The organism is Streptomyces cynarae (assembly GCF_025642135.1).
In the GTDB taxonomy this organism is placed as follows: domain Bacteria; phylum Actinomycetota; class Actinomycetes; order Streptomycetales; family Streptomycetaceae; genus Streptomyces; species Streptomyces cynarae.
On sequence record NZ_CP106793.1, the window covers coordinates 1 to 14,737 of the forward strand.

Annotated in this window: 11 protein-coding genes and 2 pseudogenes; 9 read left to right on the top strand and 4 right to left on the bottom strand. The window is 71.0% G+C overall.

What is annotated here, in order from left to right; translation table 11 throughout:
* Positions 1-132 precede the first annotated feature (132 nt).
* Positions 133-360, bottom strand: coding sequence for a hypothetical protein (locus N8I84_RS00005; RefSeq protein ID WP_263227186.1), 228 nt, complete (start codon positions 358-360; stop codon positions 133-135).
* A 563-nt stretch (positions 361-923) separates the two neighbouring features.
* Here N8I84_RS00005 and N8I84_RS42580 point away from each other — a divergent pair.
* The 6 genes from N8I84_RS42580 (at position 924) to N8I84_RS00015 (ending at position 3,889) form a co-directional block, all read left to right on the top strand.
* Positions 924-1,748, top strand: coding sequence for a DEAD/DEAH box helicase family protein (locus N8I84_RS42580; protein WP_313884211.1), 825 nt, complete (start codon positions 924-926; stop codon positions 1,746-1,748).
* Positions 1,640-2,266 (top strand): helicase-related protein, encoded by a 627-nt coding sequence (locus tag N8I84_RS42585; protein WP_313884212.1) that lies wholly within the window; start codon positions 1,640-1,642, stop codon positions 2,264-2,266. The genes N8I84_RS42580 and N8I84_RS42585 overlap by 109 nt, the downstream gene beginning before the upstream one ends.
* On the top strand, positions 2,263-2,559 hold the full coding sequence (locus tag N8I84_RS42590) for a helicase associated domain-containing protein (RefSeq protein WP_313884335.1): 297 nt from the start codon (positions 2,263-2,265) through the stop codon (positions 2,557-2,559). Before N8I84_RS42585 ends, N8I84_RS42590 begins: the two co-directional genes overlap by 4 nt.
* Entirely contained in the window at positions 2,442-2,969 is a 528-nt protein-coding gene (locus N8I84_RS42595; RefSeq protein ID WP_313884336.1) for a helicase associated domain-containing protein, read from the top strand. Before N8I84_RS42590 ends, N8I84_RS42595 begins: the two co-directional genes overlap by 118 nt.
* 46 nt (positions 2,970-3,015) lie before the next feature.
* Positions 3,016-3,201, top strand: coding sequence for a helicase associated domain-containing protein (locus tag N8I84_RS42600; RefSeq protein ID WP_313884213.1), 186 nt, complete (start codon positions 3,016-3,018; stop codon positions 3,199-3,201).
* Positions 3,202-3,349: 148 nt separating this feature from the next.
* Entirely contained in the window at positions 3,350-3,889 is a 540-nt protein-coding gene (locus tag N8I84_RS00015; protein WP_263227187.1) for a helix-turn-helix domain-containing protein, read from the top strand.
* A 906-nt stretch (positions 3,890-4,795) separates the two neighbouring features.
* Here the strand turns inward: N8I84_RS00015 and N8I84_RS00020 are convergent.
* The 3 genes and pseudogenes from N8I84_RS00020 to N8I84_RS00035 all read right to left on the bottom strand — a co-directional run bounded on the left by N8I84_RS00020 (position 4,796) and on the right by N8I84_RS00035 (position 7,401).
* The gene (locus N8I84_RS00020; RefSeq protein WP_263227189.1) at positions 4,796-5,047 is read right to left on the bottom strand and encodes a hypothetical protein; all 252 of its coding nucleotides are present in this window, start codon (positions 5,045-5,047) and stop codon (positions 4,796-4,798) included.
* 100 nt (positions 5,048-5,147) lie between these two features.
* On the bottom strand, positions 5,148-5,801 hold the full coding sequence (locus tag N8I84_RS00025) for an ATP-binding protein (protein WP_263227191.1): 654 nt from the start codon (positions 5,799-5,801) through the stop codon (positions 5,148-5,150).
* Positions 5,802-5,876: 75 nt separating this feature from the next.
* A pseudogene (locus tag N8I84_RS00035) lies at positions 5,877-7,401 on the bottom strand (transposase).
* A 785-nt stretch (positions 7,402-8,186) separates the two neighbouring features.
* On the opposite strand from N8I84_RS00035, the gene N8I84_RS00040 reads away from it, so the two are divergent.
* The 3 genes and pseudogenes from N8I84_RS00040 to N8I84_RS00045 all read left to right on the top strand — a co-directional run bounded on the left by N8I84_RS00040 (position 8,187) and on the right by N8I84_RS00045 (position 13,195).
* Positions 8,187-11,153 (top strand): S8 family peptidase, encoded by a 2,967-nt coding sequence (locus tag N8I84_RS00040; RefSeq protein WP_313884214.1) that lies wholly within the window; start codon positions 8,187-8,189, stop codon positions 11,151-11,153.
* On the top strand, positions 11,120-11,965 hold the full coding sequence (locus tag N8I84_RS42605) for a hypothetical protein (RefSeq protein WP_313884215.1): 846 nt from the start codon (positions 11,120-11,122) through the stop codon (positions 11,963-11,965). Before N8I84_RS00040 ends, N8I84_RS42605 begins: the two co-directional genes overlap by 34 nt.
* A gap of 229 nt (positions 11,966-12,194) precedes the next feature.
* Positions 12,195-13,195: pseudogene (locus tag N8I84_RS00045) on the top strand (helix-turn-helix domain-containing protein).
* Positions 13,196-14,737: the final 1,542 nt, after the last annotated feature.

Genomic DNA, 14,737 nt, shown 5'->3' on the forward strand with positions numbered 1-14,737 from the left:
GCAGAGCCCGCCCACAGCAGGACACCCACGGCGTAGAAGGAGCGGACGCGATGCAGCTGCCGCACGGCCCGCAGGAACTGGATACGTTCAATCTTCGGTGCCATGCGGAGCCGTGTACCCAGGGCGCGCTGTTCAGCAGTCGGGGTTTTTCGCTTCTGCCGTACTGCTCACCCTTGTTTTTGCTGCTGAGTGGGCCTTCGAAGTCGCGGCGTACTGCTGCACCTTGGTCTTGGTCAGCCCTGCACTGTCAGGGAGGTCCAGGACGGCGCACGCAGTGCTTGCAGAGTTTCCCATCTTCGGCGGCGTGCCGCAGGCCTTGCAGAACCGGTTGCCTTTGTTGTCATCAGTCTTCTGCGCCATGGCTCTCCCCGGCAGGCTGGGCTGTGATTGGACAGTGATGAATGCGGAGTACCCGCGGCTTCCGTGTCGATTCTCCAGGACATCTGCTTCATTTTTTAGTCTGCGATAGACTCTCTGGGAATCAGACGGCTCCAGAGGTTCTGGGAATCTGTGACCCGCTGCACGGGGGGTCATCTTGTCCCGCATCGGAGGTGTGGATCCGGTGTCTCGGTGGGCAATTTGGGCGAATATCCGTTGGCGACAGGCTAGTTGCTCGCGCCTTGGTGTGTGAGAGCTGTCGTCCGGCTCGCAGGAGAGTAGAGCGAATGGCTATGAAGGTACTTCGTCCTCATCAGCGAGAAGCCGTGGGCGCAGTGCTCCGGGCGCTCGAATTCCCTGCAAGATCCACTGTGCCTGAGCGGGGCTCCGCACTCAGGTGATCATGGCAACCGGAACGGGCAAGACACTCGTGGCCACCCACAGCGCTTGAGGAGCCCGTGCAGGGCGCGTGCTGGTGCTCGTTCCCTCCTGGATCTGCTTGCCCAGACCGAGGCCGCGTGGCGCGAGGAGGCCGCACGGGCCCGATGGTCGGGGTGTCCTCGCTGCGGGGTGAGGAGGTGTCCTTCCCCAACACCACGGACGTGGGCGAGCTGGTCGACTGGGTGAGGCCGTTCGACAAGGTCACGGTGTTCGCCACGTACGCCTCGCTGGGGCTGGGCACGCTGGAGCGGGCCCACAAGGCCGGCCTGCCGGGCTGGGACCTGATCGTGGTCGATGAGGCGCACCGGTGTTCGGGCCGGATCGGGAAGCCGTGGGCGGTCGTCCACGACAACACCCGCATCCCGTCCCTGCGCCGCCTGTACATGACGGCCACGCCCCGGCTGTGGCAGTTGGACGGGGACTCCGAGCAGGGCGCGCCGGGCGAGCTGGTGGCGAGCATGGAGGACGACCCGGAGGGGCCGTTCGGCGCCAGGTGTTTCACCCTGACGCTGTCGGAGGCGATCGACCGGGGGAATCTGCGCGCCTATCAGGTGGTGTGCGTGGACATCACCGACACCCAGCTCCAGGCCGCCCAGTTGCTGGGGGCTGCGGGCCGCTCGGATGAGGTGCGTGGGGCGCGGCTCGCGGCGCTGCAGACGGCGCTGGTGAAGGCGTCGGCCGAGGAAGGGTTCCGCAGGACGCTGGTCTTCCACCACGTCGTCAAGGAGGCCGAGGCGTTCGCAGCCGCCTTCCCGATGTGGCCGCGCAGCTGCATGCCGCCGACCCTGAGCTGTACCCGAAGACGATCTGGGCCAACTGGTTGTGCGGCGATCACAAGCCGAACCACCGGCGGCGGGTTCTTGCGGAGTTCGCGGCCGGGATCGCCACGGATGGCACGGTCGTGGAGAAGGGGTTCCTGGGGTCGGTGAAGGTGCTGGGCGAGGGCGTCGACACCAAGAACTGTGACTCCGTCTACTGGGCCGACGTGCGCGGTTCCATGCCTGACCTCGTCCAGGCCGTGGGCCGGGCGCTGCGGATGCAGCCCGGCGAGGGCAAGGTCGCATCCCTCGTGGTGCCGGTCCTGCTCGGGCCCGGCGAGACGGTGGACAACATGCTGACCTCGCGGGCGTTCGGGGGGTTGGCGAAGCTGCTGGAAGCGCTCAGGGCGCATGACGCCCGAGTGGTGGAGGCTCTGGCGCAGCAGCAGGCTCAGAGCCGTGTCAGGGGCGTTCAAAGCCGCAGCGGGGGTCAGGAGGGCCGAGGCGAGGGGGAGAGGAAGGGGTCTGGGCCGTCGGCTCCGGCCCGGCATCTGCTGAGTTCTCCACGCCGCGTGACCCCGCGCAGCTGGCGGCGTTCATCAAACTGCGGGTCCTCAACCCTGAGCATGAGCACTGGCGGCGCGGCATCGAGGCCGCCGTCATCTACAACCGGCTCCACGGCGGCCTGAAGGTCCCGTTCACGTACCGCGTGCCCGGCGGCGACGACCAGGAGGCCAAGGTCGAGGGGTGGCCGGCCGCGCTCGCCGGGTTCCCCCTCGGGCAATGGATCGCCGACGCAAGAAGGTTCTATGCCCGCGGCGATATGGACGAGGACCGCGTCCAGCAGTTGAGAAGCTGGGCATGGTGTGGTCGCACTTCGACGTCGCATGGGAAGAGGGCCTGGCCGCCGCGCGCGGGTGGGCTGCGGAAAACGGGCATCTCCTGGCACCGCTGGACGCCACCTACCAGGGCTACCGGGTAGGCATCTGGCTGAAGAACGCCAGGGCCGCGGCCCGGAAGGCTGCCGAGATCGAGCAGCGGCGTGCCGAGGGACTGCCGGTGGAGTCGGTAGCCGGCGCGCTGTCGGAGGAGCGGCGCGAGCAGTTGGAGGAGATCGACCCGTCGTGGTGCCCGGCCTGGCCGGTGGGTGGCAGCGCGCCTTCCATCTGGTCCGGCTGCACCTGGAGGCCGGCGGCGAGCTGCCCATGTCGCCGGGTGGGATCGTGCACCAGGGCGAGGATCTGGGCCGGTGGGTGCGCTCGGTCCGGCTGGGCTGGGACGAGCTCACAGCCGTGCAGCAGTGGATGTGTGAGCACATCCTCGGCATCGAGCCCGCCACCGAGGACGAGAAACCACAGCCGCGCCGTACGCAGGCCGACAAATGGGCGATGAACTACGCGGCCGCCAAGCAGTTCTACGAGCGCGAGGACACCTTCGGGTGCCGAGGAAGCACGTCGAGACGATCGTCCTCAGCGGTGGCGATGGAGACGGCGGTAGGGGCGAGGACCAGAAGGAACGGCAGCTCCGGCTTGGTGCATGGATCGGGAACCAGCGCAGTAGGGCCGCCACGCTGTCACCGGAACGCGTGGAGCAGTTGTCCGCGATCGGGATGCGCTGGGCGTAATTGACGGCGGTGGGGCGTGCGTAGCCGATGACAGCTGGTGCTGTCATCGGCTACGCCGGAACCGGTAGTCAGGGGCGGACGGTGTGGGAGAACTGACGCCACGGGCTGCGGGGCTGGCCCTGTCGGCTGGCCGCTGGGGGAGGCGGACATGGGGCAGATCGAGCAGGGGCTGGAGCAGGCGTTGCGCACCCGGCCCGTTCCCTCGAGCACCGAGGCCCGTCTGCGGTTTCTGCTGGCGACGCACAAGGGTTCCACCCGGAAGGTGGCCGTCGTGCTGGGGGTGTCGCAGCGCACCGTGCAGCGGTGGGTGACGAAGAGGCCCGGAGCGCGACGTCCGCCGGGTTCGCTGCATGTCCGGGCGATCGAGGAAGCGGTCCTGGCGCGGTGGCAGCCCCGTGTACGGCCCGTCGGCGTGCACAAGCCGAAGCTAACGGGTTCGTCTTCCACACCAGGGCGCGATTCGGGTTCGCCGCGCCAGCAGGGTCGTCGGACGATCCGCGGGTGCGGTGGATCACCCAGGACCTGTCAGGAGAGGTCGCCCGGAGCTGTTCGCCGCCCGGGACGCCGGCGCAGGCGAGCAGCAGCAGACGGTGATCCTGGCCCGGGCGCTGGGACACGCTCACTTTCGCGATCGGGGCCGCCGGGCCCACGGTCTGCATGTCTCTTTCAGCGACGTCGAGTTCGCTGACTTCTCGATCGGCTGAGCCTGCCCCGTCGCGTAACCGCGTCAGGGTGTTCAGCGTCGCGAGGGCCTGACGCGCCTGGCTGGCATCGCTTCGTACCTCTCGGCTTCCTGCCGCTCGCGCCAGTCCCATTCCATACGGCCGCCGGGCCTTTGCGGCGGGCCGCGGGCGGCTGAGGCGGGCGCAGCCTGGCCGTCTCGGCCACGCGCAGCAGGTGTGCGCGGTCTCCTGGCGTGGCGAGCAGTTCCTCGTCCTCGCCGGATAGGAGCCGGGCGAAGCAGGCCGCGGCCCGCGGGAAGATGCCCGCCCACGGCGGTACGGGGTAGGCGGCGCAGCCGTCGGTGTAACGGGCGCGGTCGTGCAGGGCGGGCGTGGCTGCGGCGTCGTCGTAGTCGCGGGGGCGGGCGGTGGCAAGTTGTTGCAGAGAGGCGCCGGTGAACAGAGCAGCGGTGAGGGTCGCGGCCAGGCTGGGATGTGCGGTCGCTGTGTGAAGCCGGTGGGCGACTCGCTGGGCGGTGGGCGCGGTGAGAGGCACGGGTGGTGGGCGGTGCCGCCAGGCGATCGGCGGTGGCGTGCACGGGTCGGCGCAGGGGCGGGGGCTGTCGTAGGAGACGAGGCGTTCCAGTGCCGGCAGGGTGAGCCACCGGCTGGCGGCGCGGCGGGCTCGTCTGGGGGCGGGGGTTCGGCGATAGGCGTGCCGTAGTAGTGGCGGCGGGCGGCCGCGAAGTCGGCGGTGACGGAGTAGTCGACCGTCCGCAGGGCCTGATGCAGAGCGGCGGGAAGGTGAGGGCGGTGGCAGACCAGGGTCAGGTGGATACCAGCGAAGGCATGTAGCTGCAGGAGGCGCATCGTGCGGCGGGCAGTGAGGCGGTGAGCGCGCAGGACGGTCAGCCTGGTGACGGGCAGGGCGGTCAGCCAGGCAGTGGCGGCTTCCCAGGCGGGCTGACGACCGCCGGGAAAGCGGCCCGGGAGCAGGGCGGTTTACCCAGGGCGACGAGAAGGTCGTGGGCGAGGCCGGTTTCGCTGGTGGTGCCCGGGCCGGGGTGCAGGGTGATCCGGCCGGACGGCGGATGGTGGGCGGCCAGAGCGGTGTGCGTGTGCAGCACGTCGTCATGACGGTCGAGAACCACGGTGACGGACGGCAGCGGCGGAGCAGGAGGCATGGACGGTGTGGTCAGGCGAGGCGGCTGAAGGCCCAGCGCAGCAGCTCCTGGTCGACGCGGGCACGTCCCGTACGGGCCAGTGCGGTACGGGTGTGGGCGGTCAGCTGGGCCGGGCGCGGAAGTTGCCGTGCGCGGCGTGCTGATCGGCGAAGGCGATGTCCTCGGGGTCGGCGTCAGCCCAGACCGGGTGGAACAGCGGGATCACCTCCAGGACCTCGTCGGGTGTGAGGCGCGTGAACTGCTGCCAGATGAAGATGCGGGAGGAGAGCATCGGTTCGCGGCGCAGCACGGTGTGGCAGCCCGCGCCACCGACGAAAATGATGGCGAGCTGGGTTGAGGGTTCGTCCCAGAGGTAGCGGAAGTATTCGAACGCCTCCCCGCCTGGCCACTGGGCCTCGTCGACGAGGAAGGTACGGGAGCGTTCGGCCAGGGCCGTCTTCAGCAGACGGTCGAACTCGCTGGGGTGACGCGGTGGCTCCCCGGCCAGGTCGAGCGCGGTGAACAGTTCGTAGCGCACCGCGCGGGCCGTGGGACGGGCACGGAAGGTGATCTTTCGGACGTCCTCACCGGGTTCGAGTCCGCGCAAGCAGGTATTGACGGCGAGGGTCTTGCCGAAGCCGGCGCCGCCATGGATGCACATCATCGCGCGGGCAGCGACCGTGTCGGTGATGTTCTCCCGGGCAGTGAGCAGGGCGCGGGTGGTGACCACGGAGGCGTCGGGCAGGTCGACGTACTGGTAGGTGGCCGCGGTCACGAGGCGTCTCCGTCTTCAGCGGTGGTGGAGGGTACGGCCCGTCCGGCCGGGCCGTCGGGGACTGCAGGGGCGGAGTCACGGCCTGGCGGGAGCGGGCGGGGCGGGCCGGCGCGGCCAGAGAGGGCGGGTGCGCCAGTCGGCCGGGGGTGCGGCGTGCGGGATGACGTCCGGCATCGCGAGCTGCGCGAGGTCGGATTCAGCAGGCTGGGCGAGTTCGGCCTCGACCTGCGCGGTGGTCAGCGCGCCGAGCCGCCGAGGGGGCTCGGCCTGGGTAGCGGCGGCATAGCGCTCGCGCTGCGAGGCCTCCAGGTCCTTCTTCAGGCGGCGCGCACGGGCGGCCCGCGTTTTCCGTACGGCACTGACCTGTTCCTCGGTGGCCTGATCGGCCAGGTCCGCGGGACCGAGGTAGCGGCCAGTGGCGGCGTGGTAGACCTCGATGCGGTGGTCGTGGTGGGGCATGAAGCGGATCCGGACCTGGATACCGGCCTGGCCGGTCATCCACGGCCCCACGTAGTCGCGCGTCTCCTGAAACGGATGCCGCGGGTGGTCAGCATGCGAGTACCGGCGTCCTCCAGGGTGAACGTCCACAGATCCGCGGCGGCACGTCCCGCAGCGGGGTGGGATCGTCCTGCCACGCCTGAAGCGGAGTCTTGCCCCGCAACGGCGCCGGGCGGTGCTCGGTGTTCCACCAGAGCGTCCAGGCCAGAAGCTGGGTGGTGAAGTCCTCGAAGCCCAGCAGCACTTCGTCCTTCGGACGGAAGGAGCGTTTGCCGGGGCACGGCTGGCGGGCGTAGCCGGGCAGCGCGGCCAGGAACATGCTCTCCACCGCACGGTTCAGGCCCTCCACGGTGCCCTTGAGGTGGGGGGTGTAGGCGGGCAGGTCCTCCACCGTCACGTCCAGGAGATCGAACGCTGCGGTCACCGTCCGGGACAGGAAGTCCTTGCCACGGTCCACCCGTACCTTCTCGGGCACGCCGCCGAACGGGCCGTAGGGGTCCTCGCGCAGCACGGCGGAGCGCAGCGCAGCGAGTACCGACTCCCGCGACGGATGCCCGGGCGTGACGGCAACGCCGGTGATCGCGTTGGTGGCGCAGTCGGTGAACCAGGTGATCCACGGCCTGCGGGCATGGCCGTCGACGTCGACCAGCACCGCCGCCTGGACGTGGTCGGTCTCCCACACCTGGTTCCGCCAGCCCCGCAGCCGGGCCAGGAACACATCATGCTTGCGCGCCGCCCGCTCCCCACCTGCAAGCCCGGCCCGCTCCCCCGGCGTCAGATCACGGCGGATCGCCCGGTGCAGCGTCGGGATCGACGGAGGAGACTCGCCCTCGCCCCTGGCCGCGCGAGCGGTCAGCTCACGATGCACCGCCGCGACGTTGCCCTTCCACAGCCCCAGCAGAGCCCGGACCTCATCAGTAACCGTGAACCGCCCCGGATACGCAGCCCGCTCCCCCGGTGCCCGGGCCGCAGCCTCGTCCCGCTCGGCGGCCGCCAGCCACCGCCACACCGCACGCTCCCGCACCCCCAGCACGTCCGCCGCCGACCTCACCTGCCCAGTGGTGAGGTTCCCCTCCCGCCGCAGGGCCAGCAGACGGCGCACCGCCGGCCCCCGCAACGCCCGAACCGACACAGCCGGCAAAGCCCCACTCGAATCACCACCCGCCCCTTCCGGGGCCAGAACCTGCTCTCCCTGATCCACCCCCCGAGCACACCAACACCCACCGGCCAGGGGATCAGAACTCACGAAACTGAGACAGCGTCACCCCTCATGCAATAACGCCCCAGAACAGCAATGCCCCGCAGCTCTCTCACGCCCAAGACAGTGGCCCCACGCCTCGAAACCGCCACCGACCAGCAACAACACACCCAGCCCCCACTGTCTCTCACCCCACTGTCCCAAAACCGAGAGATCGCACGCTCCGTACCGGTGGGGGGCACCGCCGCCGACTTCGCGGGCACCGCGCTCGCGCCCGTGCGCGACCATGCCGGCGCCGTGGAAGACCGCTCCGTCCTGGTCGGCGCCCCGCGCGCGCTCGCCCCGCGCACCGCGAAGCGGTGGTCCGCGTCCACGTCATGGGCCAGGCGGGCGAGGACGTCGCCGCACAGCTGGGCGTTCCGCGCGGGACGGTCAAGTCCCGTACCCAGCACGGCGTCCGTGCGCTGCGGGCGGAGTTGGCGCGCCTGGGCATCCGCGGCGCGGCGGCCTGGGCGCCCGCTCCCACGGCAGAATGCCGCGCTGACACCTTACGGGGGCCACGGCCGCACCCCGTGGCGCCGTTGAGACATGTCGCAGGTGTGACACCAAAGGCCGGTGACATGCTCACCGCCACAGCAGATTCTGTCGGACAGCGCGTCACTCCCAGCTGTACGAGAGGTGCTTGGCTGATGGCATGGATCCGCCTGACGGCGGCGATATCGACAGGATTGCTGCTGGCCGCCGGAGGCGTGCCGGCCGCCTCCGCCCGGACGCCCCAGGACACCGCGGCGCGACCCGCCGGCGGCCAGGGCGCGCCGCCCGTGACCGTACGCCTGGTGACCGGCGACCGCGTGACGGTGACGCCGGGGGCCGACGGCCGCCGCGCCGCCTCGGTCGAGCCGGGACCCGGCCGTGAGGGCATCGTCTTCCGCACGTACCAGGAGGACGGCGGCGACCTGACGGTGCTGCCGTCGGACGCCGTGGACCTGGTCTCCGCCGGGACGCTGGACCGGCGTCTGTTCGACGTGTCCGCCCTGATCGCCCAGGGCTACGACGAGGGCGGCACCTCCGCGCTGCCGCTGATCGTCTCCGCCTCCCCGCGCGGCGGCGTGGCCCGGACGACCGCGAAGAGCGAGAAGGCCGCGGCGGCCGTCGCGGACCGGGTCGCCGCGTTCAACGAGGCATCGGCCCCGGCGCGGACCCTCGCCAGTATCGGCGCGCGGTCGCTGCGCGTCGCGGACGACGACCTCGGCGCCTTCTGGAAGGCCTTGAACCCGGGCGGCACCGAGGGCACCGCCCGCGCCGCCGCGACGCCGCGGGTGTGGCTGGACGGCCGGGTCGCGCCGGTGCTGGACCGCAGCACGGCGCAGATCAACGCGCCTGCGGCGTGGAAGGCCGGGTACGAGGGCCAGGGCGTGAAGGTGGCCGTGCTGGACACCGGCGTGGACGCCGCCCACCCCGATCTGGCGGGCCGGATCGCGGAGTCGAAGGACTTCTCGGGCAGCGGGAACACCGTGGACCACTTCGGGCACGGCACGCACGTGGCGTCGATCGTCGGCGGTACGGGCGCGGCGTCCTCCGGTTCCCGCAAGGGTGTGGCGCCGAAGGCGGAGCTGCTGATCGGCAAGGTGCTCGGCGATGACGGCTACGGCTCGGAGTCGCAGGTCATCGACGGCATGGAGTGGGCGGCCGCCGAGCACGCCAAGGTCGTCAACATGAGCCTCGGCTCCGACGAGCCGACCGACGGCACCGACCCGATGAGCCAGGCCCTCAACACGCTGTCCGCCTCCGGCGACACCCTCTTCGTCGTCGCGGCGGGCAACGCGGGCCAGAGCGGGGACTCCACGATCGGTTCGCCCGGTGCGGCCGACGCCGCGCTGACGGTGGGCGCCGTGGACCGCGACGACTCCCTGGCCTCCTTCTCCAGCCGCGGTCCGCGCCTCGGCGACAAGGCCGTCAAGCCCGACGTGACAGCCCCCGGCGTCGGCATCGTCGCCGCGCGCGCGTCCGGCACCACCATGGGCGACCCGGTCGACGCGAACTACACGGCGGCGTCCGGCACCTCGATGGCGACCCCGCACGTGGCGGGTGCCGTCGCGCTGATCGCGCAGCAGCACCCCGGCTGGACCGGTCAGCAGTTGAAGGACGCGCTGATCAGCACCGCGCACACCGTGCCGGGCACGAAGGCGACCGAGCAGGGCGGCGGCCGGATCGACGTCGCCGCGGCCATGGGCGCGGTCACGGCCACCGGCAGCGTGCTGCTGCCCGCCGTCCAGGTGGGCGGCGGCAAGCAGCAGTCGGCGACCCTGCACTACACCAACGCCGGTGACAAGGCAGTGGACCTGAAGCTGAGCGTGGCCCTGGCCAACTCCGACGGCGTGGCCCTGACGGCCGGTGTCGTCGCGCCCGGCGCGAGCACCGTCCACCTCGCCCCCGGTGCCTCCGCCGACGTGCCGCTGAGCACCGACGCGAAGGACGCCAGGCGCGGCGCCTACTACGGCTACGCCACCGCGACCGGCGCGGACGGCACCGTCCTCGCCCACACCACGCTCTCCCTGGTCGTGCACGCGCCGCTGCACCGGCTCACCGTGATCGCCCGCGACCGCGCGGGCAAGGTGCTGCCGGGCTGGCTGCCGACGATCTGGGGCCAGGACGGCTTCGTCTCGTACACCAGCGCCGACCCCGCGGTCGCCGTCGTCGAGGAGGGCACCTACCAGGTCGACTTCAGCACTTTGGACAACGCCTCGGACGGCCAGGAACTGGTCGAGGTGATCAACCCGCAGGTGAAGGTCTCCAAGGACACCACGGTGACGCTGGACGCCTCCAAGGTCACCCAGGTGCAGATCCGCACGCCCGAGCCCGCTGAGCAACGGGGGATCCTCAGCTACCAGACGTACCGGCGCATCGAGGGCCACGGCCTGATCCAGGGCGTGATGTTCTTCGACATCGCCAAGCGCATCTACGTCAGCCCGACCGCGCAGGTCACCGACGGCACCTTCGAGTTCGCCTCGCGCTGGCAGATGACGGCCCCGCAGTTGCGAGCGAAGGTGTCCGGCACTTCGGCGCCCTTCGCCCCGTACTACCTGCCGACCTCACCGGTCTTCGACGACAAGGGCGTCCGGCTGACCGCGGTGGACGCCGGAGCGGGCACCGCCGCGGACTTCAGGGCCGCCCATGTGCGCGGGAAGCTCGCTGTCGTCCGCTACGACTTCGGTAACGACGCCGAGCTGGCGAAGGCCGCCGCGGACGCCGGGGCCAAGGCGCTGATGCTCGTCGTGCCCGAGGGCTTCTTCCCCTGGACGCGCTGGCAGCCGGAGGGCGACCGCCTCGCGCTGCCGATCATGCGCGCCGGCTCGACCGAGGGCACCGACCTGCTCAAGCGCGCCGGTAAGCGCACCACCACGGTGGAGTTCTCCGGCACGGTGAAGAGCCCCTACCTGTACGACGTGATGCAGGTGTCCCAGCAGCGCGTTCCCGAGAAGCTGGTGTACACGGTCAGCGAACGCAACAGCGCGGTGGTGAAGGCCGCCTACACCCGCACCGGTGCCTCGGCCTGGGGAGCGAGCAGCGTTTCGGCTGGCGCCCCTACCAGGAGTTCGCCTGGAACCAGTACACCCGTGACGTGCCGGTGGGACAGCAGCGCACCGAGTACGTGACGGCCGGTGACACGTTGTGGAGCCACACCGTGCACCACGACACCGTCATGGACCGCGACCTCGCGCTGGGCGTCGGCATGCAGGACGCCGCCCGCACCTACCGGCCCGGACAGCACGCCGCGGAGAAGTGGTTCGCGGGGCCGGTACGCCCGTCGATCCCGCACGGTGTGACGGGCTGGCCCGGCTCGGTGCGCAACGGCGACACCTTGTCCCTGCACATCCCGGAATTCACCGACTCCCAGTCCGGCCACTGGTCGTTCGCGGAGGCCAGCTCGCTGGGTGGCGGTGTAGGCACCGGTGCCGCGGTGTCCGCGGTGGGCGACCCGAGCGACGTGGCCCACGCCGAGGTGTACCGCGACGGCCGGCTCGTGGCGCAGTCCGACACCGGGGCCTGGGGCGGATTCGAGGTGCCCGCGGGCAAGGCCGGCTACCGGCTGGACCTCACCACCGCCCGCACCTCCGCCGACTGGCAGTTCGGCACCGGCACCAGGACGTCCTGGACGTTCACCTCGGACACCGCGGCGACGGCCACGCTGCTGCCGCTGCTCCAGGTCGACTACAGCGCGCCGGTGGACCTCCGCAACGCGGTGGGTCCGCGCCGGTCGCACACGCTGGGTCTGAACGTACGGATGCCGGACGGCCTGGCCGCCCCGCGCGGGTCACGCTCAAGGTCGAGGCGTCGTACGACGACGGCCGTACCTGGCACACCGCGCACACCGCCCGCACCGCGCGGCACGGCGGCACGCGGTTCACCGCCGCGGTCGAACGGCCGTCGGGGGTGCGCGGGGACGCGTACGTCAGCCTGCGGGTAACCGCGGTGGACGCCGCGGGCAACACCGTGCGGCAGACGGTCGACCGCGCCTACCTGCACCGCGGCCCCTCCTCGGGGCAGTGACGGCGGCCCCGCGGAACGGCTGAACGACGGCGGGGCCCGGGCGGAAATCCTGGCACCCGCCGTTTGCTTGCCCGGTCGTGGCCCGCAGTGCAAACTTCAACGGGCCGTTCCGCTTCTCGGGGCGGCCGCGGCGAGGAGGGCACGGCATGCTGGAGCCGGCAGGTCTCACGGCGATCGAGGAGACGGTCTACCGGCTCCTGGTCGGGACCGCGACCGCGTCGGCCCAGGAGGTCGCCGACCAAACCGGGCTCCCGCGCGACTCCGTCGAGGCCGTCCTCGCAGCCCTGCGCGGCAAGGGCCTCGCCAGCACCACCGACCGCGATCCGCTGCACTACGCGGCCGTACCGCCCGACGTGGCGCTGCTGCCGCGGTTGCAGCGCAACGCCGACGCGCTCGACAAGGCCCGTACCGCCGTCACCGACCTCCTCGACAGCTACCGCAGTACGCGCCGCAGGCACGACCCCGGCCAGCTCATCGAGGTCATCACCGGAGCGGAGGCGCTGCGCCAGCACCTGCGGCAGATGCAGGACAACGCGCGCCACGAGATGCTCTGGTTCTGCAAGGCGCAGTACGTGGCGATGCCCTCGGGCAGCAACCGCGCCGAGTACGACGCCCTCGCCCGCGGGGTGCGCTACCGCGTCCTGTACGAGCAGGCCTTCTTCGACGACGAGGGCGCCGTCGACAACGTCGTGGAAGGTGTGCGCGCCGGTGAGGTGGCCCGCTCGGTCCCGCACCTGCCGCTGCGCCTGGCCGTGGCCGACCGCGCCATCGCCATCTGCCCGCTGGTCCCCGGTGGGCCCCAGGGCAGTCCCCATGTGGCGACGGCCGCGCTGGTGCGAGGCAGCAGCCTGCTGGAGGCGCTCATCTCACTCTTCGAGCGCTACTGGGAGACCGCGGTCCCGCTGAACGTCAGCGCGTCCGGAGGGTGGAGGGCAGCGACGGGGTCGTCGACGCCGACCCGCTGACCGAGACCGACCGCCGGCTGCTCTCGCTGCTCGTGGCGGGTGTCGCCGACAAGGCCATCGCGAGTCAGATGGGGCTGAGCAGGCGCACCGTGCAACGCCACATCCAGCACATGATGACCCTCGCCGGCGCCGACACGCGGATGCAGCTCGCCTGGCAAGCCGCTCGCCGCGGCTGGCTCTGAGTCCTCCGCCCCCAGGCGAACTGACTATTCGTCAGTCCCGGCGTGGTTACCGTCCGGTGCGGGGCCGCCGGGCGCGGGCGAGCCCGTACGGACCGGTCGCGGCGGCGGCCGGGCGGCCAGCCCGGGCCCCCTGGCATTGGCCAGAGCCTTCAGCCCTCGTCGCGGACTCGGTCGGTCGATGGGACGCTTCGTATGGCACACCGCGGGACGACTGGCCTTCGAGCAGCTGCACAACCGGCTTCAGCGGCGCGGACTGGACGTGCAGACCGAAACGCGATCCGAGGACGGACGGGTGATCACCGACGTGCTGGTGACCAGCGCCGGCGCACGCGTGGGATGGGAAGCCCAGCACTCCCCCATCACCGCCAGTACCGTGCGCCGGCGATCCGCCAAAGCCCGCGAGCGCAACATCGCACCTCTGCGGGTGACCCCAGACGCCACCTCTGCCCTCATAGACCGCGCCCCCAGGACCCGCGTCGACGACGTGCCCTGGCAGCGCATCATCTCCCCTCGCCCAGATCATCCGCGGCGGCGTCCGCCACCTGCAGATCTGAAAATGCACCCCCACCAGCCAACGCTCATGTCCCGAAAACGGCAGAGCATGCGGAAAGTGGCACAGCGGCTGGTCCCTGCCCGCCCCGCGCATCCCACAGGAACACGCCACCCCGCTCGACGAACTCAACGTCACCAGCGCCGACGGCGAACACCTGCCCGTACGCCCCCGCAACCGGCACGACCCCCACCGCACCTCCTACCTGTGGGCCCTGGCCCGCGACGTCAAGCGCTGGCACGAGATCACCAGCGAAACCAACACCCCGTCCGGGAGGTGGCCCACCCGACGACGAACCGGTCACCTACACCAAACAAGAACTCGACAGCTCCTGCCGCTACGGCGAAGAAGGCCCCCACACCAGCAGCCCACGCCCGCGACGCGAGACGTCCTCCGCCACCGGCCTGCACACCTTCGACCACACCCCCCCCCCACGACACCCTGCTCCAACCCACCAGACCCATCGCCCTCCGCCTGTCCCCCCGCGAACGCCTCGTCATCACAGCAGAACCGAAGTGCCCACCCTGGGAAATCGGCCCCTGCACGCTGCCTGCCACGCCCAACCACCGCTACGGCCCCCGAAGCCCCAAAGCATGCCCCGCCTGCCGCGTCACCACCCAGCACACGTAGGACCACGCCCCATACCAACAACCACTCAACCTGAACACCGGCCACCGCACGTGACACGACCTGATCACCCAGCCCGCCAACTGACAAAACCACAGACCAGACCCCACACAGCAAGACCACCACCCACACGCCAGCACCAGCTGAAACACCCGCGCCACCCGACCACACCCAACACAGCAAACTGATAAGCCCAGATAGAACCACCAGACACTGATCAGAAACACCGCTCCTGGACATCGACCAACTATCCGCCATCGGCATGCCCGGGTCGCGAAGTAGCCCTTCTCGAAAAACAGGCGGCGGGCCGCGGCGATGATGGCCCTGCGTGCGCCGCGCCCGGTGCCTACCGCGGAACTGACCGT

Excerpts from the sequence above, each read along its gene's own strand:
- N8I84_RS00005 (WP_263227186.1), bottom strand. The coding sequence starts at position 360 with ATGGCGCAGAAGACTGATGACAACAAAGGCAACCGGTTCTGCAAGGCC.
- N8I84_RS42580 (WP_313884211.1), top strand. The coding sequence starts at position 924 with ATGGTCGGGGTGTCCTCGCTGCGGGGTGAGGAGGTGTCCTTCCCCAAC.
- N8I84_RS00015 (WP_263227187.1), top strand. The coding sequence starts at position 3,350 with ATGGGGCAGATCGAGCAGGGGCTGGAGCAGGCGTTGCGCACCCGGCCC.
- N8I84_RS00020 (WP_263227189.1), bottom strand. The coding sequence starts at position 5,047 with ATGCCTCCTGCTCCGCCGCTGCCGTCCGTCACCGTGGTTCTCGACCGT.
- N8I84_RS00040 (WP_313884214.1), top strand. The coding sequence starts at position 8,187 with ATGGCATGGATCCGCCTGACGGCGGCGATATCGACAGGATTGCTGCTG.